This is a genomic window from Rhodanobacter sp. KK11 (assembly GCF_033345435.1).
Lineage (GTDB): Bacteria > Pseudomonadota > Gammaproteobacteria > Xanthomonadales > Rhodanobacteraceae > Rhodanobacter.
The window spans coordinates 560,424-581,449 of sequence record NZ_JAWPMI010000004.1 but is presented as its reverse complement, the minus strand read 5'-3'; the positions used below and the strand labels follow the sequence as shown (position 1 = coordinate 581,449).

Sequence of the window (21,026 nt, the reverse complement as noted above, 5' to 3'; positions counted from 1 at the left end):
AAGACGCACCCGGCGGGTGCGCCTTTCCAATCATGAGGAGGGGAAACACAGATGATGCACAAACCACTTGCCGCGGCGCTGCTGGGCGCCATCGGCCTGGCCGTCATGTCCGACGCCGGCGCAGCCACGCACGCACGCGTGCAGGCTCCATCGATGGGCAGGATCGCGCCCGCCGCACTGGCCAGCCGCATCGGCCTGGACGCCGATACCTCGCTGTCGCCGCGCCTGCAGGCACGTACCGCCCACGGGACCTTGAAGACCCGCGAACAACAGACTTTCCGCGGCGTGCCCGTGTACGGCCGCCAGGTCGTGGTGGAACGCGACGGCAGCGGCAACGTGCTCGGCGTCAGCGGCGACGTTTCCCGCGGCATCGGCCGCGACCTCGCCTCGGTCGCCCCCGCCATCAGCGGCGCCCGCGCCACCGCCCTGCTGCGTGTGCACGCCGGCCTGCTGCCGCTCGGCATCGGCGTCGACGGCATCCAGGACAGCGACATCCAGAACGCGAAGAGCGACCTGTACGTCTATGCCGAGGGCAACCGCGCCCGCCTCGCCTACCTCACCTCGTTCTTCGTCGACCGCAACGGCCACCCGACGCGTCCGATGGCGATCATCGACGCCAACACGGGTGACGTGATCAAGTCCTGGGAAGGCCTCACTACCAGGGGCAAGCCGGGTGGCGGCGGCGGCACCACCGGCACGCCGGCGCTCGCCACCGGCGCCGGCGGCAACCTGAAGACCGGCCAGTACTTCTACGGCACCGACTACGCCTCGCTGGCGGTCACCCAGTCCGGCTCCACCTGCACCATGCAGAATCCCGACGTGAAGACCAACAACATGGCCGGCAGCACGCGCAAGGGCACGCTGTGGAGCTTCATCTGCCCGAACAGCAGCGGCGACGCCGCCAACGGCGCCTACTCGCCGATCAACGACGCCCACCACTTCGGCAGCGTCGTGCACGACATGTACAACAACTGGCTCGGCGCGCCGCCACTGAGCTTCCAGCTGGTGATGAACGTGCACTACGGCCGCAACTACGAGAACGCGTTCTGGAACGGCTCGTCGATGAACTTCGGCGACGGCGCCAGCTACTTCTACCCGCTGACCTCGCTGGACGTCACCAGCCACGAAATCAGCCACGGCTTCACCGAGCAGAACTCCAACCTGCAGTACTCCGGCCAGTCCGGCGGCATGAACGAGGCGTTCTCGGACATGGCCGGCGAAGCGGCCGAGTACTTCGACCGCGGCCACAACGACTGGCTGGTGGGCGCCGAGATCATCAAGAACGGCACCGCGCTGCGCTGGATGTGCACGCCGACGCTGGACGGCGCCTCGATCGACAACGCGGCGAACTACACCGGATCGCTGGACGTGCACTATTCCAGCGGCGTCTACAACAAGGCGTTCTGCACGCTGGCGAAGACATCGAACTGGAACACGAAGAAGGCCTTCGAGGTCTTCGCGCACGCCAACGCGATGTACTGGACGGCCACCTCCACGTTCAACGCCGGCGCCTGCGGCGTGGAAAGCGCCGCGGGCGACTACGGCTACTCGCGCAGCGACGTGGTGGCGGCATTCAACGCCGTCGGCGTGACCTGCCAGTAAGCAGCGAGGAAGTACGCGGTCAAAGAAGGGCCGGTCCGCCAGGACCGGCCCTTCTTGCTGGCTTCGAGAAACCGCGGTGCCCATGTCGAATCCATCGGCGCCGCACGCGAACACCCCGCACGGCAACGCCCTCGCAGCCTGGAGTGCGCTGCCGGGATTGCAGTCGCGCGCCGCTTGCGGAACAGTGGGCGGACTCCATCCACGGACCGCAGCATGGCGCAGCAACCCATCTCACTCATCGGCGGCGGCCTGGTTGGCGCGCTGTTGGCGCAGCAGTTGGCCGGACGCGGCTTTGCCGTCGAGGTTTTCGAGAAGCGGCCTGATCCGCGGCTGGCCGGCTTCATCGGCGGCCGCTCGATCAACCTGGCGCTGGCCGAGCGCGGCCTGCAGGCGTTGCGCACGGCAGGGCTGGCCGACGACGTGCTGCAACACGCGGTGATGATGCGCGGGCGCATGGTGCACACGCCGGATGGTGCCAGCGGCCTGCAGCGCTACGGCGTGGATGACAGCGAGGTGATCTGGTCGGTCTCGCGCGGCACGTTGAACATGTTGCTGCTGGACGCGGCCGAGGCCGCCGGCGTGCGCTTCCACTTCGGCCAGTCGCTGGTCGGCGCCGATTTCGGGCGCCAGCGCATCCGCCTCGCGGACGAGGCGGGCGTGCAGCGCGAACGCGACGCCGGCCTGCTGCTCGGCGCCGACGGCGCCGGCTCGGCGCTGCGCGCGGCAATGAACGCGCACGCGCCGCTGGGCGAACGCATCGAGTCGCTCGGCCACGGCTACAAGGAACTGGAGATCCCGCCGGCCGGCGAATTGCCGCCCGCGGCGCTGCAGCTCAGCGGCGGCCGCGAGCAGTTCGCGCTGGAGCCGCACGCGCTGCACATCTGGCCGCGCGGCGGCTACATGTGCATCGCGCTGCCGAATGCCGAAGGCAGCTTCACCGTCACCCTGTTCCTGCCGGCGCAGGGCGCTGCGCCGAGCTTCGCGACACTGCCCGACGCTGCCGCGGCGCGCGCGTTCTTCGCCACCGACTTCCCCGACCTGCTGCCGCTGATCCCGCGTTTCGACGAGGATTTCGACGGCCATCCGGTCGGAACGCTGTCCACGCTGTACCTCGAACGCTGGCACCTTGGCGGGAGCGCGCTGCTGCTTGGCGACGCCGCGCACGCGATCGTGCCGTTCCACGGCCAGGGCATGAACTGCGGCTTCGAGGACACTGTGGTGCTGACCGACCTGCTGGCCGCGGCGCCCGGCGACAGCGCCGAGGTGTTCGCCGAATTCCAGCGCGTGCGCCAGCCGAACGCCGACGCGATCGCCGCGATGGCGCTGGAGAACTACGTGGAAATGCGCGACTCGGTGGCCGACCCGCACTACCTGGCCAAGCGCGAACTGGGCAGCGCGCTGGCCGCGCGCATTCCCGGCCACTACATGGCACGCTACCGGCTGGTGACCTTCACCCACGTGCCCTACGCCTACGCGCTCGAACGCGGCCGCGCGCAGGACCAGCTGCTGGAACAGCTGCTGCGCGACACGCCGGACGTGGCGGCCATCGACATCGAAGCCGCCGCACGGCTGTTCCAGTCGAAGCTGGCGCCACTGCCGAGGCTGCGCCATGGATGAGGCCCTGCTCGAAGCGTTCCGCGCCACCGCCTACCATGTCTGCCTGGACACCGTGACCTGGGCAACCATCCGCGTGGACCTGCCTCTGCCGGCCCCGCTCGCCGCGCTGGCCGGCGCACGCCCATGGGCCTTCGTCACGGCATGGAATCCGCAGGCGCGCCGGCGCCCGCCGGCAGAGAACCTGGCCGCGCAGCGCGAACTGCTGGCCGCGCTGCAGGAGCAGCCCGGTGTCGCCGTGCATCCGGCGCTCGGCGTGGGCACGTCCGGCTGGAGCGAACCCAGCTTGTTCGTCGTGGGAGCCGACGTACCGGTGCTGGACGAGCTGGCCAGGGCCCACGGGCAGCTGGCCTACGTGCACGGCGCAGCCGGCAGCGCCGCCCGGCTGCGGGTGCTTGATTGAGCCGCGCAGCGGCAGTGCGCCGCATGGACAAGCGCCCTCGCCATTGCGGACAATCAAGGCGATGACCGCCGCCGATACCGTCCTGCCCCTGCTCGAAGCACGGGCCTTGAGCTTCTTTCGCCAGGACGAGCCGGTGTTCGCACCGCTGGATTTCCGTCTGCATGCGGGCGAGCTGGCCCTGGTCGAAGGCGACAACGGCAGCGGCAAGACCACCTTGCTGCGCATGCTGGCCGGCCTGCTGCACGTAGGCGCCGGCGAATTGCGCTGGCGCGGCGAGCCGATGCAGCGCGACCGCTGCGCCGGCGAGATCCTGTTCCTCGGCCACCAGCTCGGCCTCAAGGCGGATCTGAGCCCACGCGAAAACCTGCGCATCACCGCCGGCCTGCACGGCGTGCGCGAGGGTGCCGACGCGGCCTCGGTGCTGACCCGGATCGGCCTGCGCGGCTACGAGGACGAGCCGGTGCGCCGGCTGTCCGCCGGCCAGAAGAAACGCGCCGCGCTGGCGCGGCTGCTGCTGCTGCCGGCCAGCCTGTGGCTGCTCGACGAGCCGTACGCGAACCTCGACCGCATCGGCATCGCGCTGGTGAACGAATTACTGGAGAGCCACACCGACGCCGGCGGCGCAGCGATGGTCACCAGCCACGGCGCGGTGAGTTTCCACGGCGGCGAGCCGCGACGGATCCGCATGCATGGTTGAGACGGCCAGGAACGCCACGCATGGACTCCCTCCCCTGCTTGCAGGGGAGGGCTGGGGTGGGGTAACGCTCTTCCTATCGCGCAAGAGCGCCCCCCCTCCCAACCTCCTCCTGCGACCGAAGGAAGTCCCTTTGGGGCAAGCAGGGGAAGGAACAACCCCATGAGCCGCCCCAGCCTCGCCACCGCCTGTGCCGCGATGTTGCGGCGCGACCTCACCCTCGCCTGGCGCCGGCGCGGCGACATCGCCATGCCGGTGCTGTACGCGCTGATCGTGACCACGCTGTTCCCGTTCGCGCTGGGGCCGGAGGATACCCTGCTGCAGCGGATTGCCGGCGGCGTGGTGCTGGTCACCGTGCTGCTGGCGATGCTGCTGGCGCTGGACGCGATGTTCTCCAGCGACATCGAGGACGGCTCGCTGGAACAGCTGGTGCTGTCGCCGCAGCCGCTGGCGTTGCTGCTGGGCATGAAGATCCTCGCCCACTGGCTCGCCACCGCGCTGCCGCTGATCGTGATCGCGCCGCTGATGGCGGCGATGCTGCACCTGCCCGGCGCGGTGATCCCGGTGCTGCTGCTGGCGCTGGCGCTGGCCACACCGCTGCTCAGCCTGCTCGGCGCAGTGCTGGTGGCGCTGACGGCCGGCACCCGGCGCTCTGGTATGCTGCTCGCCTTGATGCTGCTGCCGCTGTGCGTGCCGGCCGTGATCTTCGCCGCCGGCGCGGTGGCGGCTGCCCAGCAAGGCCTGCCATGGTTGGCGCCGATCGCCTGGCTCGCGGCCGCGCTGGTGCTGGCCGTGGTGCTGGCACCGCTGGCCTGTGCGGCGGCCCTTCGCATTGCCCTGGACGCATGACTGTTTATGTCTGACTGGATTCCGCTCTGGTTGCACAAGCTCGGCTCGCCGCCGACGTTCTACCGCTTTGCCGGCACGCTGCAGCCGTGGGCGATGGGTCTGGCGCTGCTGCTCGGCGCCGTCGCGCTGTACGGCGGCCTGGTGCTGGCGCCGGCCGACTACCAGCAGGGCGACGCCTACCGCATCATCTTCATCCACGTGCCCAGTGCGTGGATGAGCATGTTCATCTACGCGGTGATGGGCGTGGCCTCGTTCGTCGCGCTGGTGTGGCGGATCAAGCTGGCCGAAGTGGTGGCGATGGAATCGGCGCCGATCGGTGCGGCGTTCACCTTCATCACCCTGGTCACCGGCTCGCTGTGGGGCAAGCCGATGTGGGGCACCTGGTGGACCTGGGACGCGCGGCTCACCTCCGAGCTGGTGCTGCTGTTCCTGTTCCTGGGCGTGATCGGGCTGTACCACGCGTTCGAGGATCGCCGCCAGGGCGCGCGCGCGGCGGCGTTCCTGGCCATCATCGGCATCATCAACGTGCCGATCGTGCACTTCTCAGTCAACTGGTGGAACACCCTGCACCAGGGCAGCACGGTCAACGTGTTCGGCCCGTCGAAGATCTCCGCCGCCATGCTGTGGCCGCTGCTGACCATGACCCTGGCGACCAAGTTCTATTACCTCGCCAGCCTGTTCCGCCGTGCACGCACCGACCTGCTGGCGCTGGAAGGCGGCAAGGACTGGGTGCGCAAGATCGCCGAAGACGAGGCCGACCGATGAGCGCCCTGCAGCACTTCTTCGCGATGGGCGGTTATGCCGCCTATGTATGGCCGGCCTACGCGCTGTTCTTCGCCGTGCTGATCGCCGACACCCTGGCGCCGCGCCTGCGCCGCCGCCGCGTGCTGGCGGAACTTCGCGCCCGCCTGGCGCGTCAGAGCGCACGACAGGAACGCAACCCCCCTTCCACTCCAGCGTCCCCCTGACCGGGGCGGTCGATCGCCATGCCCATGAACCCCACCCGCAAACGCCGGCTCACAATCGTGCTGGCCATCCTCGCCGCGGCTGCCGTCGCCGCCGTGCTGGTCGTACTGGCGTTGCAGAACAACATGAACTACCTGCTGACCCCGAGCCAGGTGCAGTCGGGCGAGGCCGCCGGCTACAAGACGTTCCGACTCGGCGGCATGGTCAAGGCCGGTTCGATCCAGCGCTCCGGCGATTCGCTCAAGGTCACCTTCACCGTAGTCGACGCCGGCGGCGCGATGCCGGTGGAGTACACCGGCATCCTGCCCGACCTGTTCCGCGACAACCAGTCGGTGATCGCCACCGGCCACATGGACGGCGCCCGCTTCGTCGCCACCGAGGTGCTGGCCAAGCACGACGAGACCTACATGCCGAAGGAGCTGAAGGACGCCATGGCCAAGGCGCACGAAGGGAAGCAGGTCGAGGAAGCCGCCGCGGCGCAGGACAAGATGCCATGACCCCCGAACTCGGCCAGCTCGCATTGATCCTCGCCATGCTGCTGGCGCTGGCACAAAGCATCCTGCCGCTGGTCGGCGCCTGGCGCGGCAACCGCGCGCTGATGGCGGTGGCACGACCGGCGGCGGCCGGCCAGGCGGTATTCGTGGCGATGGCGTTCGGCATCCTGGCCTGGGCCTTCCTGCGCTTCGACTTCTCGGTGCAGTACGTGGCCGACAACTCGAACCTGGCGCTGCCGTGGTACTACCGCATCGCCGCGGTGTGGGGCGCGCACGAGGGGTCGCTGCTGTTGTGGATCTTCATCCTCAACGTGTGGACCATGGCCCTGGTCGCGTTAAGCCAGAAGCTGCCCGAGGTGTTCGCTTCGCGCGTGATCGCCGTGATGGGGCTGATCGCGGTGGGCTTCCTCGCCTTCATCATCTTCACCTCCAACCCGTTCGGGCGGCTGCTGCCGATGCCGGGCGACGGCGCGGACCTGAACCCGGTGCTGCAGGATCCGGGCATGACCATGCACCCGCCGATGCTGTACATGGGCTACGTGGGCTTCTCGGTCGCGTTCGCGTTCTCGATCGCCGCGCTGCTCGGCGGCGAGCTGGAGCAGGCGTGGGTGCGCTGGGCGCGGCCGTGGACCAACGTGGCCTGGGCCCTCCTCACCTGCGGCATCGTCGCCGGCAGCTGGTGGGCGTATGCGGAACTGGGCTGGGGCGGCTGGTGGTTCTGGGACCCGGTGGAGAATGCCAGCTTCATGCCATGGCTGGTCGGCGCGGCGCTGATCCACGCGCAGGCGGTGACCGAGAAGCGCGGCTCGCTGCGCGCATGGACCATCCTGCTGTCGATCTTCGCGTTCTCGCTCTCGCTGCTCGGCACTTTCCTGGTGCGCTCGGGCGTGCTCACCTCGGTGCATGCGTTCGCTTCGGACCCGCGCCGCGGCGTGTTCATCCTGGCCTTCCTCACCATCGTGGTCGGTGGCTCGCTGCTGCTGTACGCGCTGCGCGCGCCGAAAGTGCTGGGCGGCAAGTCGTTCCAGGTGGTGTCGCGCGAAACCGCGCTGCTGATCGGCAACCTGATGTTCGCGGTGGCCGCGGCGATGGTGCTGCTGGGCACGCTGTTCCCGCTGATCGGCGACGCGCTGAACCTGGGCCGGATCTCGGTCGGTCCGCCCTACTTCGGCTTCCTGTTCCCGTTGCTGATGGCGCCGGTGGTGCTATTGCTGCCGTTCGGCCCGTTCCTGCGCTGGGGCAAGGGCGAGACGCCGGTGCTCAAGAGCCTGCTGCTGCGCGTGGTCGTCGCCGCGCTGGCCTGCGCCATCGTCGCGGCCTTCCTGGTCGACGGAAACCTGAAGGCGATCGTCGGCGTGGCGGCCGGCGTGTGGATCGTGGCGGGCGTGCTGCTCTATGTGTACAAGCGCTGGCGTGAGGCCCCGCGCGGCCGGCGCTACCCCGGCGAGATGGCCGGCATGCTGCTGGCCCACCTGGGCGTGGGCGTATTCGTGGTCGGCGTGCTGCTGACCGAGTCGCTCAGCGTGAGCCGCGACGTGCGCATGGCGCCAGGCGAAACCCAGCGCATCGGCAGTTACGATTTCCGCTTCGACGGCGTGCACCGTGTCAGCGGGCCGAACTGGAAGGCCGACCAGGGCGTGGTCACGGTCACCCGCAACGGCGGCGAAGTCACCGTGATGCACCCGCAGAAGCGCACCTACCTGCGCGGCCAGGTGCAGACCGAATCCGCCGTGGACCCCGGCGTGACCCGCGACCTGTACGTGGCGCTGGGCGAACCGATGGACACGAACGACATCGAAGGCGCCTGGGCGCTGCGGCTGTACTACAAGCCGTTCGTCCGCTGGATCTGGGCCGGTGGCCTGCTGATGATGCTGGGCGGCCTGGTCTGCGCCGCCGACAAGCGTTTCCGCATCAAGCGCAGCGTCAGGGCCGAGGCCGGCCCCCCCGATGCCGACGGCCTGCTGGCACAGGAAACCCGCGCATGAGCCGCCTGCTCCCGTTCATCGGCTTCATGCTGCTGGTGGGCCTGTTCGGCTTCGGCATCTGGTGGAACACCCAGCACGACCCGAACGCGATCCCGACGCCGCTGCTGGACAAGCCGGCGCCCGCGTTCAACCTGCCCAAGCTGTACGAACCGACCCAGACGGTCAGCAAGGCCGACCTGCTGGGCAAGGCCTACCTGCTCAACGTGTTCGCCAGCTGGTGCATCGAGTGCGGCGCGGAGCATCCGGTGCTGACCGCCGAGGGCCCGACCCTGGGCGTGCAGCTGGTCGGCTACAACTACAAGGATGCGCCGGACGACGCCAAGAATTGGCTGGCCAGGCACGGCAACCCGTACGACCTGCTGATCGCCGACGAACCTGGCCGCACCGCGATCGACTTCGGCGTGTACGGCGCGCCGGAAAGCTTCCTGATCGACGCGAAGGGCGTGATCCGCTACAAGCACATCGGCCCGCTGACTCCCGAGGTGGTGGCGAAGGAGCTGAAACCGGCGATCGCGGCGATGCTGAAGGAGGCGCCGTGATGCGTGGGCTGCTCCGCATGCTTCTCGCCGCTTCGCTGCTGTTGGGCGGTCTCGCCCATGCCCAGGCGATCGAGCCGCTGCCGTTCAAGGACCACGCCCAGGAACTGCGCTTCCAGCATCTCACCCATCAGCTGCGCTGCCCGATGTGCCAGAACGAGACGCTGGCCGACTCCAACGCGCCGATCGCGCGCGACCTGCGCAACCAGATCTTCCAGATGATGCAGCAGGGCAAGAGCGACGCGGAGATCAAGCAGTACCTGGTCGCGCGCTATTCCGACTTCGTGCTGTACGACCCGCCGTTGACCTCGCGCACCTGGCTGCTCTGGTTCGGCCCGCTGCTGATCCTGCTCGGCGGCGCCGGCGTGGTGCTGGTGGCGGTCCGCCGACGTGGCCGCGCCGGCGGCACCACCATCACTGAAGCACCGACCGACAACGGGGACGACTGGTGAAGACCGCTTTTTTCATTGCCGCTGCCGTGATGGTCGCGGTGGCGCTGGCCATGCTGTTGCTGCCGCTGCTGCGCCAGGGCCGCCGCTCCGGCCGTCCGCGCAGCGTGTTCGTCGTGGCCCTGCTGATCGCGCTGGTGCTGCCGCTGGGCAGCGGCGCGCTGTACCTGCTGGTGGGCACGCCGGCCGCGTTGAACGGCGTGACCGCCGAGGCCGCCGCGCCGATCAGCATGCAGCAGGCGCTCACCGAACTGCGCACGCACCTGCAGCAGCAGCCGGATGACCTGCAGGGCTGGATGCTGCTGGCCCAGACCAGCAGCATGCTGCGCCAGCCGGCCGAGGCGCGCGACGCGTTCGATCAGGTGCTGCGACTGGCCCCGAACAACGCCGAGGCGATGGTCGGCTGGGCCGAGAACGACTCGATGACGCGCAGCGACCACCGCATCGAAGGTCGCGCGCTGGAACTGCTCAAGCGCGCCGTGCAGCTGCATCCGGACAGCCAGCGCGGCCTGTGGCTGCTCGGCATCAGCGACTTCCAGCGCGGCGCCTACCGCGAGGCCGCCGCCACCTGGCGCCTGCTGCAGCCGCAGCTGGAGCCTGGCTCGAACGTGGCCAAGGCCGTGGCCGAGCAGATCGCCGTAGCCGATGCCCGCGCCGGCGGCGCACCGGCCGGCGCATCGAGCAGCGCCGCCGCGGCGCCCCCGCAGGGCGCCACGCTGCAGGTGCAGGTGGCGCTGGCACCCGCGCTGCAGGACAAGCTTGCCCCCGGCGACGCCTTGTTCGTCTACGCCCGCGCCGAGAACGGCCCGCCGATGCCGCTGGCGGTCGCCAGACTCGATCCCGCCCAGCTGCCCGCCACCGTCACGCTGAGCGATGCGATGGCGATGACGCCGGCGTTCAAGCTGTCCTCGGTCGAGCGCGTCTTCGTCGGCGCGCGGATCAGCCACAGCGGCCAGCCGGTGGCCCAGCCCGGCGACCTGGAAGGCGACGCCGGCGTGGTGCCGGTCGACAGCAAGACCCCGATCAAGATCCGCATCGACAAGGTGCACTGAACATGGGCGACGCGCGCCGTTACCTGCCGCTGCCCTCGCCGTTCCCGATGAAGCGCGGCGGCAAGCTGCACGGCGCACGCGTCGCCTACGAAACCTGGGGCACGCTGAACGCCGCGCGCGACAACGCCGTGCTGGTGCTCACCGGGCTCTCGCCCAGCGCGCACATGACCTCCTGCGAGGAGGACCCCTCGCCCGGCTGGTGGCAGGAGATGGCCGGCCCCGGCAAGGCGATCGACACCACGCGCTGGTACGTGATCTGCGTGAACTCGCTGGGCAGCGACAAGGGCTCCACCTGCCCCGCCTCGATCGACCCGGCCAGCGGCGAGCCGTACCGCCTGGGCTTTCCCGAACTGGCGCTGGAGGACGTGGCCAACGCCGCGCACGCGGTGGTCGCCCACCTCGGCATCGCGCGGCTGGCCTGCCTGATCGGCTGCTCGATGGGCGGCATGAGCGCGCTGGCCTACATGCTGTTGCACCCCGATAGCGTGCGCGCGCACATCAGCGTGGACACCGCGCCGCAGGCGCAGCCGTTCGCCATCGCGATCCGCTCGCTGCAGCGCGAGGCGATCCGGCTCGATCCGCACTGGAACGAAGGCCGCTACGACGACGCCAGCTACCCCGAGATCGGCATGAGCATCGCGCGCAAGCTCGGCGTGATCACCTACCGTTCGGCGATGGAGTGGAACGGCCGCTTCGCGCGCATCCGGCTCGACCCGGAGCAGCGCGAGGACGAGCCGTTCGGCCGCGAGTTCCAGGTCGAGTCCTACCTGGAAGGCCATGCCCGCCGCTTCGTGCGCCACTTCGATCCCAACAGCTACCTGTACCTGTCGCGCGCCAGCGACTGGTTCGACATCGCCGAGTACGGCCACGGCAGCGTGCTGGAGGGGCTCAAGCGCATCCGCGTCGAGCGGGCCATGGTGATCGGCGTGAGCACCGACATCCTGTTCCCGCTGCAGCAGCAGGAGCAGATCGCCGAGGGACTGCAGGCAGCCGGCGCGCAGGTGGAGTTCGTGGCGCTGGATTCGCCGCAGGGCCACGACGCCTTCCTGGTCGACATCGACAACTACAGCCGCGCGATCGGCGGCTTCCTGAACCGGCTGACCGCGCCTCCGTCGCCGACTTGCTAAGATAAGCCGTGCCACGCACCGAACCGAGATCATCATGCTTACCCTCGACTTTCCCGGCAGCCGCATCCTGATCGACGCGATCGACGCGGCCGTCGCCAAGCCGACCACCCACGAGCTCACCGACAGCCTGCGCCACAGCCTGTGCAAGCTGATCCGCGACAACGCCGTCACCCTGCCCGAGTGCGTGTTCGAGGCCAACCCCGACCACTACGCCCGCCGCGAGCTGTACCGCAGCGAGCAGCACGGCTACTGCGTGGTGGCGATGACCTGGGGGCCGGGCCAGGGCACGCCGATCCACGACCACGACGGCATGTGGTGCGTCGAAGGCGTGTGGAACGGCGCGCTGGAAATCGTGCAGTACGAATTGCTGGAGCACGACGCGCAGCGCTACTGCTTCCAGCCGGTCGGCTCGATCCAGGCCGGCGCCGGCTCGGCCGGCAGCCTGATCCCGCCGCACGAGTACCACAGCATCCGCAACCCCAGCGACAGCAGCGTCACCGTCAGCCTGCACATCTACTCCGGCCCGATGACCCGCTGCTCGGTGTTCCGCCCGCTGCCCGAGGACCGCTGGTACGACCGCGACGTGCGCCAGCTGGGTCTCGACCGCGTGCACTGAACCCGGCATAATTCCCCGCTCGCACATGCCGGTGTGGCGGAATGGTAGACGCGGCGGACTCAAAAATAGGTACTTCTACCTATGGTTAGCTTGTGTTCATCGTCCGCCAAGCTGTACCAGGCAAGGGATTGAACGAAGTATCGGCTCTTGATCGAAAAGTACACTTTTCGCATCAGGAACCAAACAGGAGCCAGGGCGATGCAGACTGGTTCCAAGCGAGTAGTAGAAGGTAGTGCTGTAAGATTGCGTCACGCCCGAGTGGTGGAATTGGTAGACGCAGAGGACTCAGACCAAATTTGAGCCCTCTTGGAGAAATCCTTGAGGTGAAGCCCGTCAAACTCGGTGAAGGCCCTGGACGCAAGTCCGAGCTAATGCCGAGCCAAGCCCAAGCCGAAAGGTATGGGAAGGTGTAGAGAGCAGACGGCGGGCACCTACGGTCGAAAGGCTATGGTGAAGGCGTGCTCCAGACCACGAACGCCCTGCCCCGTGCAGGACGGCGGCGAAAGCCGAAGTGGGAAGAAAATCCTCCGCCGCAAGGCTTGTCGGTTCGAGTCCGACCTCGGGCACCAATTCAAAGCCGCCCCTGTTCACACAGAGGCGGCTTTTTCGTTGCGGCGTGTGCTACTACTACTCGAACGTCGGAAGCCTCGGTCTCCCGCCATAAAGGCTTCAAGCATATGCGGGATCAACGTCGCTGCATCGACCGCCTCACCGTAGATTTGCGCATGCAGCGCGGCATAGCGGTCGAGGTCGGCTTTGAGGCCTGTGGGACACGAGAACGTCAATTTGACCGTCTGCGTACCGGGCAACGGCCCGAGCCGCAACTTCTTCGCGGACGGACTCATGGCATCGGTCCTCGCTGGAAAAACATCGGCTGATACGGCCGTAGCATTAGATCCTTGTTCACCATTACGTCCAGCGGGAAACCCGGCCGCACGGTCAGCGTCGGCTGAATGCTGAGGTTGCGCCGAGTGATCTCCTGGCCGACCTGGTTGGCCGTGTCCTGCGCACTGTTGCGCAAGGCGACGACTGTGTTGCCGTTGACGCTGCCCTCGTTCGAGACGGCCAACTCGGAGCTGACGCCGAGCATCGTGGACAGCGCCGCGCCGGCCAAGATGCGGCTCCAATGCCAGTCCACGCCATCCTCCAGGCCGGCGTAGCCGGCCGGGTCGATGCCGGGCAGTTTGTCCAGCGTGATCGACGAGGTATCCGGCAACACCAGGCGCAGCCAGACCAGCAGCACACGCCGCTGCCCAAACGCCACCTGGCTGTCGTAGCGACCGATCAGGCGCGAGCCCTGCGGGATCAGCAGGTAGCGGCCGGTCGCCGTGTCGTACACCGGCTGCGTCACCTCGGCGATGATCTGCCCTGGCAGGTCGGAATTGATGCCCGTCACCAACGCCGCCGGGATTACCGTGCCGGCCATCACCGTGTACGGCGAAGACGGTATCTGCAAGGTGCCGGTGTTGCTGGTGACGGCGTCGCCGCCTTTGGTCAAGAACGCTTCCTTTTGGTCCTGTCGGCTCTGGATCGCCGTCGGATCGTTGGGCTGCGCCGCCGTGGACGCTGGCCCGGCACCCATCGGATTGAACGGTCCGGCCGACGCATTCGGCATGGCCGGCACTTGGGGAATCGTCGTCGCCGCGCCCGTCTTGCCTGTGATGTTGCTGGTACGGAAGAAGACCGACGAACGGGCGACTTCCTCGGCCTCTCGCTGTCGGTCGATGCTCTCGGCCGATGGCCCCGTATTACCGCTGCCCGCCGGCAGCGGAGCGACGGAGGCCGCGCCCCAATCGCCCGGCAACGGCGGCCCGAGCTGCGGCACGCTGGCCGCCGACACCGGGGCGGGCTTCGTTGGCAACTTCGAGTAGTCCGCCGGCAACTGATCCAGGTCGTCCGCCTTCGCCACACGATTGACGTTGTACAGCTCGGTCTGATCGACGGAACCCCGCCGCCCCTTCGATTGCAGCGCCCACATCGACGCTCCGGCGACGGCGACCGTCAGCACCGTGGCGGCGATCGCCAGCATGCGGCGGTTCAACCGCGTCACCGAACGCGGCGGCGCTCGCAGCGCGACGCCCTCGGGTGCCACCTTCGGCACTGGCTGCGGCTCGTGGTCAATGTTGCCCATGACCGGCTCCCACGGCGATCCCGTCGGTGCGTTCGATGCGTACCACGGCCGCCTTGTCGCCGCCCAGCCGCAGCTCGGCCGCGCCGAACAGGCGGTCGACGATGTCGTAAGGCGCGTGGAAACGGTAGTTCACCAGCTCGCCCTTGCCGTCCGGCCCGACGACGAACAACGGTGGCAGTTCACCTTGCGCAATACCGGCCGGGAACTGGATATACACGTGCTGCCCATCGTCGAAGGCACGCACAGGTTTCCACGGTGGACTGTCCCCCGTGATCGCGTAACGGAAGTGCAACTGATCCAGCGACAGACCCGAGGCGGCCGGTGCCTGCGCGTCGGCCGCCTGCGCCTGGGCCTGCAACGCCAACATCTGGTCCTTCGGGTACTCCCACGACACCGAGGCCATCCACGCTTTCGGCGTGGAGGTGAGTTCCAGTAAATAAGTGCGTCGACTTGTCGTGATGACGAGGTTGGTCGTGATCCCCGCACGCACCGGCTTGACCATCACGGCCACCCGTCGGCTCGCGCCGCTGCCGCTGGCCGTATCGCCCACGATCCATTGCACCGTATCGCCGGCGGCGACCGTAACCAGCTCCTCACCCGACTGCAATGAAATGACCGTCACCCGGCCTGGACTCGTGTAGACCTGATAGAGCGCCCCGTCGGAGAACGGCCAGACCTGGATCGCGTTGATGTATCCCTCGCGCGTGGGCGCCACGCTCGCCTCGACGTTGGCCTGTTCGACGCGGGCCTTTGCGTCGGTCAACTTGGGTGTCGGCTTGGCGTCGGCTGCCGTCGGCAGCGGCTTCATCTGGTCCGGCAAGGGCAGCAGCTTGGGCACTTTCACCACCTCGACCGGTTTGGCCGGTTCGGGCAACGGTTCGGCCTTCACGGGTTCGTCCAGCGAGATGGTCGGCGGCGGCTTGCCTTGCGTCGCGCAGCCGGCCAGCGTCGCCAGCAGACCCAGGATGGCAATGGCGTTGATCGAGGTTTTCATGGCTTCTTCGCTCCTTCCGGTGCGTCCAGATCGCGGCTCCAGGACAGGCCGTTGACGTAGATACCGAGGGGGTTGCGGCGCACCTGCTGCTCAGTGCGCGGCGTCTGCATGACGAGGGTGAGCATCGCGGTCCAGTGCTCAATGCCCGTGGGTGTGCCCTCGTTGTAGTGCTGCTCAGTCCAGCGCACCTGGAACGAGGTATCGCTGACCCGCACCACGCTGGTCACGTCCACGGAGACGGAATCCTGGCCGACATGGGCGAACGGATCGTGGGCGCGCGCGTAGTCGTTCAAAGTCGCCGCACCGCGGTCGGTGGTGTAGCCGTACGCTTCGAGCCAGTTCTGCCGCACCACCACCGGGTCGATCGACAGCGCGCGCACGTCGGTAATGAAGCGTGCCAGGTGGTAGGCGATCTGCGCATCGGTCGGCTGGTACGGTGTCAGCGCCGCACCGACCGCACGCACCTGTCCTGCGTGATCGACTTCCACCACGTAGGGCGTGACGCGTGACTTGCCGGACTGCCACACGAGTCCAGCGGCCATCAGCACGGCGAGCCCCAAGCATCCACAGGCCATCAGCCGCCAGTTCTTCGCCTGCACGCGGGCGCTGCCGAGCCGTTCATCCCAGACTTGCGCGGCGGCCTGGTAAGGCGTGGCAGGCGCGGGAGACTCGCTGTAGCGCACACCAGATCGTTTGAAACGCATCGTCCGCCTCCTTTACTCGTTCGAGGAATCACGCAGGTCGGGGGCTGCGCCACCGCCGCCGTGATCGGCCGAGCGCATGACGTGCGCCGCGGTCGAAGCGCCGTGTGCCACGCGCTGGCGGCGTTGCAGCCGCTGCGCCCAGTCAGGCGCTTTGTCGTCAGATGTAGGGGATACGGCAGCGCTCGCTGCCGGTGTGCTGGGTGCTTTGCCGGCAGGTGAGCTTGAAGCAGGCGTGGCACTGGCCGCCGAGGCAACACGATTCCGCACGGCACGAGCGCCAGCCGCCATGCGCTGCCCAGCGGCTTGTGCGCCGCTGCGCGCGACGTTGGCCATGCCGGCGCCGAAGGCTCGCGCCCCGGTTGCGCCCGACGCTGCCGTACCGGCGCGATACGCCGTGGCGGCGCCGCTGCCCGCGCGCGCTGTGCCCACGGCCCCGCGCGCGGCCAGGCGTGTGCCGGCGGCGACGGCGGCACCGCCCGTCGCAATGGCTGCACCGCCGGCGACGGCCAGGCCCGCGGCACCGAGTGCCGTGCCGGCCGCCGCCCCGGCACCGAGCTGCGGTGCACCGGACACCAGCCCCGTAGCAATACCTGGCCCGAAGATACCCAAGCCCAGCATCGTGAGCGAAGCCAGCATGATGGCGAGTACGTGGTTCAGCGACGGATCGGCGCCGGTCGGTGTCTGGAACTGCCCGAAGATCGTCGAGCCGATGCCGACGATCACGGCCAGCACCAGCACCTTGACACCCGAGGACACCACGTTGCCGAGCACTTTCTCAGCGAGGAACGCGGTCTTGTTCCAGAGCGCGAACGGCACCAGCACGAAGCCGGCAAGCGTGGTCAGCTTGAACTCGATCAGCGTCACGAAAAGCTGTACCGCCAGGATGAAGAAGCTGATGACCACGACGATCCACGCGAGCAGCAGCACCACGATCATGTCGAGGTTGCTGAAGACGGCCGTGAACCCGTGGGACATCGTGCCGAGCTGTAGCAGGATCGGCTGGCCCGCCGTGACGCCGATCTGGGCGAGGCGTCCGGGTTGCAGGAAGTCGCCGATGCTGACGGTCGAGCCGGCGGCGAGCAGCCCGAGACCCGCAAACGAACGGAACACGATGCCGGCCAGCGTGTTGAAGTTGCCGATGATGTAGGCGAAGGCGCCGACATAGAGCGTCTTGCGGATGAGCTTGGGCAACACCTCCTCACCGCCCATCGCCCAGAACAGCCCCGCCAGCGTCATGTCGATGACGATCAGCGTGGCGGAGAGATACGCCACTTCGCCGTGCAGCAGCCCGAACCCGGAGTCGATGTACTGCGAGAAGACGGCCAAAAACTGGTCGATGACGGAGAGGTCGTTCATGGCCGTGTTCCGCGGTCGGACTGGTCGAAGCTCGCCGGAATCGGCGGCAGCGAGGCCAGCGTCTGGTATTCATCGGGGCCGCCGAGGCCGAGGAAGAAACGCCGCGCATACGCCGCATCCACGAAGCCGCATGTGGCGCTGTCAACACGCGTGTGCGTGACGGAGCAGCGATGACGCAACGCATAGAGCCGCTGCGGATCGTGGGCCAGCGCGTCCACTGTCAACGCGGGTGTGTGCCGACCGCAGGCGGTCAGCACCGCGACGACGGACAGGACGAGTGCGCGGGTCATGGCCTTAGTTCCCGTAGAAGTTCACGGGCTGCGGGGTGTATTGCGGGCCGTTGCCGATGAAACGCGAACGCACCTGTTCGGCCTGCGCCTCGTCGGCCGCCCCGCGGGCCTGGTCCAGCGCGGCCGCGCGATCTTGCGACACGGTGAACTGTTGCGCCTGGATCGCCTGGCGTGCGATCAGCGCCAGCAACTGGTTGGTCGCCTGACTGGCCTGCAAGGCGCCGACCGCCCCCTGACTCTGCGTAACCAGCCCGCTCAAGACGCTCTGGTCCGACAGTAGGTTCTGCGCGGCCTGCGACTGCATCTGCGTTGCGGTCTGCAACGCTTGTACCGAGGTCCGCCAGCGCGATTGTGCGTCCTGCACCATCTGGGCATGGCTGGTGCTGGCACTGTAGGACGACGGATACAGCCGGTCGAAGGTCACCTGTGACTGCGCGACCTTGAACGTCAATCCCTGCGCCTGCGCGATCAACTGGTTGGTGCTCGCCAGCGTGGCGAGCAACTGCGACAGCGAGTTGTAATTGAGGCTCGTCAGGTTTCGGCCTTGGTTGGTCAGCATCGTCGCTTCGTTCTGCAACTGCTGGATCTGGTTGTCGATCTGTTGCAGCTCGCGCGCGGCGGTGAGCAGGTTCTGTGAGTAGTTCGCGACGTCGAACACCGCCCACTGCGCGAAGCTCGCGGACGAACACGTGAACAACGCGGCCGCAGCGGCGGCCAGCCAGGTCTTCTTCATGGCCGAATCTCCGATGATGTGGGAAACGAAGGAATGAGGTCGGCGGCCCAATCGAGGCCGGCGTGGCGCAACCAGGCACCGGTGAATCCCGGCGCACCGGCGTCGAGTAGCACGCGGTCGATGTCGTGCTGGTCCTGGGGCGTCGAGGTGCCGGCGAAGGAAAGTGCGATCGGCCCGAGGTCGAGATCGAACAGGCGATTGCCCAGCCGCGACTGGTAGTAGTAGTCGCGCTTGGGCTCGGCGGTGGCGACGATCTCGATCTGCCGGGCGTTCAGCCCGAAGCCTTCGTAGATCGTACGGATCTGCGGCTCGGTGGCCTGCGGGTTTGGCAGGAAGATGCGACTCGCGCAGCTCTCGATGATCGCGGGCGCGATGCTCGAATCCTTGATGTCGGCCAGCGACTGCGTGGCGAAGACAGCGCTGACGTTCTTCTTGCGTAACGTCTTGAGCCATTGGCGGATGCGCGCGGCGAACACCGGGTCATCCAGGAACAACCACGACTCATCGAGGATCAGCAACGTCGGCGCGCCGTCGAACCGCTCCTCGAAGCGCGCAAAAAGGTAATGCAGCACGGCCAGCACCGCAGCCTTGCTGTGCATCAGTTCCTCCATCTCGAAGCCTTGCACGTCGGCGCGGCCCAAGCGGTCGTGATCGGCATCAAGCAACTTGCCGTGGGCACCGCCGAGCACGTAGGGTGCAAGTGCCTGGCGCAGCGCGTTCGATTGCAACAGCACCGACAAGCCGGTCATCGTGCGTTGTTCCATCGGCGCGCCAGCGAGACTCCCCAGCGCCGACCAGATGGTCGCCTTCTCGTCGGGACCAATGGCCACGCCTTCGTGCGTCAGGCGGCCTTCGATCCACTCGCTGGCCCAGGCGCGATAGCCCTCCTGGTCGATCCGCGCGAGCGGCTGGAACGCGATCGCGCCATCCGTGCCGAGATCGTAGTGCTCGCCGCCGAGACCCAGGATGGTGGCGCGCATCGAGCGGCCCATGTCGAACGCGAAGATGCGCGCGCCGCGATAGCGCCGGAACTGCATCGCCAGCACGGCCAGCAACACCGACTTCCCCATGCCGGTCGGGCCGACGACCAGCGTATGGCCCACATCACCGATGTGCGTGACCAACCGGAACGGCGTGGCACCATCGGTGCGCGTGACGATCAACGGCGGCCCATCGAGATGGGCGTTCTTCTCTTGTCCCGCCCACACGGCCGATACCGGCATCAAGTGCGCGAGGTTCAACGTCGAGATGATCGGCTGACGCACGTTGGCATAGGCATGGCCCGGAATCGAGGAGAGCCACGCTTCCACTGCATTGAGCGTTTCGGGAATGGTCACGAAGCCGCGGCCCTGGATGGCACGCTCGACCCTGCGCAGCTTTTCGTCGGCGGCTGCCGCGTCGGCATCCATCACGGTGACGGTCGTGGTCACGTAACCGAAGGCCACCTGGTCGCCACCAAGCTCCTGCAGGGCGGCATCGGCATCGCTCGCCTTGTTGCTGGCGTCGGTATCGACCAGCGGCGATTCCTGCTGGAAGATCGTTTCACGCAAGAGCGCGACGACGTTCTTGCGCTTGGCGAACCACTGCCGGCGCAACCGGCCCAACTCTTTCTCGGCCTCGGCCTTGTCCAGGCACAGGAAGCGTGTGGACCAGCGGTACGCAAAGCCCAGGCGGTTGAGGTCATCGAGCATCCCCGGCCAGGTCGTCGTCGGGAAGCCGCGCACTGTCAGCACACGCACCTGCTCGTCACCCAGCATCGGCGCCAAGCCACCCACGAGTGAGGTGTCGGTCAGCAGCGCGTCCAGGTGAAACGGCACCTCGGGCACGCCGATGGCATAGCGGCGCGTCGAAATGCAGCCGTGCAGGTAGGTCAACGTCTCACTGTCGTCCAGCCAAGCCATCTCCGGCATCACGCCATCGAGCAGGTCGAACACGCGGTCGGTTTCGGCGACGAAGGCGCTCAGCCGGTCGCGCCAGTCCACGCCTCGGGTCGGCGTGTTCTCGTAGAGCAGCTTGCCGGCCCGCGCCCGCGATTCCTCCTGCGGCAGGTACAGCAGTGTCAGGTGATAGGCGCTCTCGAAGTGGCTGTCGGTTTCCTCGAACGCGGCGCGGCGCTCCTCGTCCACCAGCCAGGACAACGGTTCTGGAAAATCCGAGTGCGGGTAGTCCGCGGCCGGCCAGCGTTCGGCCTCGGTGAACAGCGCCCAGCCCGAGCCCAGTCGGCGCAGTGCATTGTTCAAGCGCGCGGTCGTGGCGATTAGTTCGCTCGGCGTCGCACTATCGAGGTCCGGCCCGCGAAAACGTGCGGTGCGCTGGAACGCGCCGTCCTTGTCGAGCACCACGCCCGGCGCGACAAGCCCTGCCCACGGCAACCAGTCCGCGAGCAGCGCGGGACGTTGACGGTATTCGGCAAGGTGCAACATGACATCAG

Annotated in this window: 22 protein-coding genes; 14 read left to right on the top strand and 8 right to left on the bottom strand. The window is 67.9% G+C overall.

The genetic code is table 11. From position 1 onward, the window contains the following. Positions 1-51: 51 nt before the first annotated feature. From R5H19_RS13300 to R5H19_RS13235, 14 genes are all read left to right on the top strand, one after another. Positions 52-1,602 (top strand): M4 family metallopeptidase, encoded by a 1,551-nt coding sequence (locus tag R5H19_RS13300; RefSeq protein ID WP_318159474.1) that lies wholly within the window; start codon positions 52-54, stop codon positions 1,600-1,602. A 213-nt stretch (positions 1,603-1,815) separates the two neighbouring features. Continuing rightward, positions 1,816-3,219: an NAD(P)/FAD-dependent oxidoreductase gene (locus R5H19_RS13295; RefSeq protein WP_318159473.1), complete on the top strand. Its 1,404-nt coding sequence runs from the start codon at positions 1,816-1,818 to the stop codon at positions 3,217-3,219. Continuing rightward, positions 3,212-3,619 (top strand): DUF3293 domain-containing protein, encoded by a 408-nt coding sequence (locus R5H19_RS13290; protein ID WP_318159472.1) that lies wholly within the window; start codon positions 3,212-3,214, stop codon positions 3,617-3,619. The genes R5H19_RS13295 and R5H19_RS13290 overlap by 8 nt, the downstream gene beginning before the upstream one ends. Positions 3,620-3,680: 61 nt before the next feature. After that, positions 3,681-4,316 carry a cytochrome c biogenesis heme-transporting ATPase CcmA gene (ccmA, locus tag R5H19_RS13285; RefSeq protein WP_318159471.1) on the top strand — a complete coding sequence of 212 codons (636 nt, stop codon included), beginning with the start codon at positions 3,681-3,683 and terminating at the stop codon, positions 4,314-4,316. A gap of 159 nt (positions 4,317-4,475) precedes the next feature. Then, positions 4,476-5,162 (top strand): heme exporter protein CcmB, encoded by a 687-nt coding sequence (gene ccmB, locus R5H19_RS13280; protein ID WP_318159470.1) that lies wholly within the window; start codon positions 4,476-4,478, stop codon positions 5,160-5,162. Between the two features lie 6 nt (positions 5,163-5,168). Then, positions 5,169-5,927, top strand: coding sequence for a heme ABC transporter permease (locus R5H19_RS13275; RefSeq protein ID WP_318159469.1), 759 nt, complete (start codon positions 5,169-5,171; stop codon positions 5,925-5,927). Next, positions 5,924-6,130 (top strand): heme exporter protein CcmD, encoded by a 207-nt coding sequence (ccmD, locus tag R5H19_RS13270; protein WP_318159468.1) that lies wholly within the window; start codon positions 5,924-5,926, stop codon positions 6,128-6,130. The genes R5H19_RS13275 and ccmD overlap by 4 nt, the downstream gene beginning before the upstream one ends. 24 nt (positions 6,131-6,154) lie before the next feature. Beyond that, positions 6,155-6,625, top strand: a complete 471-nt coding sequence (gene ccmE / locus R5H19_RS13265) for a cytochrome c maturation protein CcmE (protein WP_318159467.1) — start codon at positions 6,155-6,157, stop codon at positions 6,623-6,625. After that, on the top strand, positions 6,622-8,607 hold the full coding sequence (locus R5H19_RS13260) for a heme lyase CcmF/NrfE family subunit (RefSeq protein WP_318159466.1): 1,986 nt from the start codon (positions 6,622-6,624) through the stop codon (positions 8,605-8,607). The genes ccmE and R5H19_RS13260 overlap by 4 nt, the downstream gene beginning before the upstream one ends. Continuing rightward, the gene (locus R5H19_RS13255; protein ID WP_318159465.1) at positions 8,604-9,146 is read left to right on the top strand and encodes a DsbE family thiol:disulfide interchange protein; all 543 of its coding nucleotides are present in this window, start codon (positions 8,604-8,606) and stop codon (positions 9,144-9,146) included. Before R5H19_RS13260 ends, R5H19_RS13255 begins: the two co-directional genes overlap by 4 nt. Then, on the top strand, positions 9,146-9,595 hold the full coding sequence (locus R5H19_RS13250; RefSeq protein ID WP_318159464.1) for a cytochrome c-type biogenesis protein: 450 nt from the start codon (positions 9,146-9,148) through the stop codon (positions 9,593-9,595). The genes R5H19_RS13255 and R5H19_RS13250 overlap by 1 nt, the downstream gene beginning before the upstream one ends. Continuing rightward, positions 9,592-10,644: a hypothetical protein gene (locus tag R5H19_RS13245; RefSeq protein WP_318159463.1), complete on the top strand. Its 1,053-nt coding sequence runs from the start codon at positions 9,592-9,594 to the stop codon at positions 10,642-10,644. The genes R5H19_RS13250 and R5H19_RS13245 overlap by 4 nt, the downstream gene beginning before the upstream one ends. Before the next feature lie 2 nt (positions 10,645-10,646). Continuing rightward, positions 10,647-11,771, top strand: a complete 1,125-nt coding sequence (locus R5H19_RS13240) for a homoserine O-acetyltransferase (protein WP_318159462.1) — start codon at positions 10,647-10,649, stop codon at positions 11,769-11,771. Positions 11,772-11,805: 34 nt separating this feature from the next. Beyond that, entirely contained in the window at positions 11,806-12,387 is a 582-nt protein-coding gene (locus tag R5H19_RS13235; protein WP_318159461.1) for a cysteine dioxygenase family protein, read from the top strand. 587 nt (positions 12,388-12,974) lie between these two features. Here the strand turns inward: R5H19_RS13235 and R5H19_RS13230 are convergent. The 8 genes from R5H19_RS13230 to trbE are packed head-to-tail and all read right to left on the bottom strand — an operon-like array spanning position 12,975 to position 21,018. Continuing rightward, the gene (locus R5H19_RS13230) at positions 12,975-13,232 is read right to left on the bottom strand and encodes a DUF2274 domain-containing protein (protein ID WP_318159460.1); all 258 of its coding nucleotides are present in this window, start codon (positions 13,230-13,232) and stop codon (positions 12,975-12,977) included. Then, positions 13,229-14,518 (bottom strand): TrbI/VirB10 family protein, encoded by a 1,290-nt coding sequence (locus R5H19_RS13225; protein WP_318159459.1) that lies wholly within the window; start codon positions 14,516-14,518, stop codon positions 13,229-13,231. The genes R5H19_RS13230 and R5H19_RS13225 overlap by 4 nt, the downstream gene beginning before the upstream one ends. Further along, positions 14,505-15,512 (bottom strand): P-type conjugative transfer protein TrbG, encoded by a 1,008-nt coding sequence (gene trbG, locus R5H19_RS13220; RefSeq protein WP_318159458.1) that lies wholly within the window; start codon positions 15,510-15,512, stop codon positions 14,505-14,507. The genes R5H19_RS13225 and trbG overlap by 14 nt, the downstream gene beginning before the upstream one ends. After that, positions 15,509-16,216, bottom strand: coding sequence for a conjugal transfer protein TrbF (gene trbF, locus R5H19_RS13215; RefSeq protein WP_318159457.1), 708 nt, complete (start codon positions 16,214-16,216; stop codon positions 15,509-15,511). Before trbF ends, trbG begins: the two co-directional genes overlap by 4 nt. A 12-nt stretch (positions 16,217-16,228) precedes the next feature. Beyond that, a complete protein-coding gene (trbL, locus tag R5H19_RS13210) occupies positions 16,229-17,572 on the bottom strand; it encodes a P-type conjugative transfer protein TrbL (RefSeq protein WP_318159456.1) in 1,344 nt (447 codons plus the stop codon). Beyond that, on the bottom strand, positions 17,569-17,862 hold the full coding sequence (locus tag R5H19_RS13205; RefSeq protein ID WP_318159455.1) for a hypothetical protein: 294 nt from the start codon (positions 17,860-17,862) through the stop codon (positions 17,569-17,571). The genes trbL and R5H19_RS13205 overlap by 4 nt, the downstream gene beginning before the upstream one ends. A 4-nt stretch (positions 17,863-17,866) precedes the next feature. After that, a complete protein-coding gene (trbJ, locus tag R5H19_RS13200; RefSeq protein ID WP_318159454.1) occupies positions 17,867-18,595 on the bottom strand; it encodes a P-type conjugative transfer protein TrbJ in 729 nt (242 codons plus the stop codon). After that, a complete protein-coding gene (gene trbE / locus R5H19_RS13195; RefSeq protein WP_318159453.1) occupies positions 18,592-21,018 on the bottom strand; it encodes a conjugal transfer protein TrbE in 2,427 nt (808 codons plus the stop codon). Before trbE ends, trbJ begins: the two co-directional genes overlap by 4 nt. Positions 21,019-21,026 lie beyond the last annotated feature (8 nt).

Coding starts and splice junctions, on each gene's coding strand:
- R5H19_RS13225 (WP_318159459.1), bottom strand. CDS start 14,518: ATGGGCAACATTGACCACGAGCCGCAGCCAGTGCCGAAGGTGGCACCC.
- R5H19_RS13205 (WP_318159455.1), bottom strand. CDS start 17,862: ATGACCCGCGCACTCGTCCTGTCCGTCGTCGCGGTGCTGACCGCCTGC.
- R5H19_RS13235 (WP_318159461.1), top strand. CDS start 11,806: ATGCTTACCCTCGACTTTCCCGGCAGCCGCATCCTGATCGACGCGATC.
- R5H19_RS13240 (WP_318159462.1), top strand. CDS start 10,647: ATGGGCGACGCGCGCCGTTACCTGCCGCTGCCCTCGCCGTTCCCGATG.
- trbG (WP_318159458.1), bottom strand. CDS start 15,512: ATGAAAACCTCGATCAACGCCATTGCCATCCTGGGTCTGCTGGCGACG.
- ccmE (WP_318159467.1), top strand. CDS start 6,155: ATGAACCCCACCCGCAAACGCCGGCTCACAATCGTGCTGGCCATCCTC.
- R5H19_RS13295 (WP_318159473.1), top strand. CDS start 1,816: ATGGCGCAGCAACCCATCTCACTCATCGGCGGCGGCCTGGTTGGCGCG.
- trbE (WP_318159453.1), bottom strand. CDS start 21,018: ATGTTGCACCTTGCCGAATACCGTCAACGTCCCGCGCTGCTCGCGGAC.
- R5H19_RS13275 (WP_318159469.1), top strand. CDS start 5,169: ATGTCTGACTGGATTCCGCTCTGGTTGCACAAGCTCGGCTCGCCGCCG.
- R5H19_RS13290 (WP_318159472.1), top strand. CDS start 3,212: ATGGATGAGGCCCTGCTCGAAGCGTTCCGCGCCACCGCCTACCATGTC.
- ccmD (WP_318159468.1), top strand. CDS start 5,924: ATGAGCGCCCTGCAGCACTTCTTCGCGATGGGCGGTTATGCCGCCTAT.
- R5H19_RS13300 (WP_318159474.1), top strand. CDS start 52: ATGATGCACAAACCACTTGCCGCGGCGCTGCTGGGCGCCATCGGCCTG.
- trbF (WP_318159457.1), bottom strand. CDS start 16,216: ATGCGTTTCAAACGATCTGGTGTGCGCTACAGCGAGTCTCCCGCGCCT.
- R5H19_RS13250 (WP_318159464.1), top strand. CDS start 9,146: ATGCGTGGGCTGCTCCGCATGCTTCTCGCCGCTTCGCTGCTGTTGGGC.
- trbL (WP_318159456.1), bottom strand. CDS start 17,572: ATGAACGACCTCTCCGTCATCGACCAGTTTTTGGCCGTCTTCTCGCAG.
- R5H19_RS13255 (WP_318159465.1), top strand. CDS start 8,604: ATGAGCCGCCTGCTCCCGTTCATCGGCTTCATGCTGCTGGTGGGCCTG.
- ccmA (WP_318159471.1), top strand. CDS start 3,681: ATGACCGCCGCCGATACCGTCCTGCCCCTGCTCGAAGCACGGGCCTTG.
- R5H19_RS13230 (WP_318159460.1), bottom strand. CDS start 13,232: ATGAGTCCGTCCGCGAAGAAGTTGCGGCTCGGGCCGTTGCCCGGTACG.
- ccmB (WP_318159470.1), top strand. CDS start 4,476: ATGAGCCGCCCCAGCCTCGCCACCGCCTGTGCCGCGATGTTGCGGCGC.
- R5H19_RS13260 (WP_318159466.1), top strand. CDS start 6,622: ATGACCCCCGAACTCGGCCAGCTCGCATTGATCCTCGCCATGCTGCTG.
- trbJ (WP_318159454.1), bottom strand. CDS start 18,595: ATGAAGAAGACCTGGCTGGCCGCCGCTGCGGCCGCGTTGTTCACGTGT.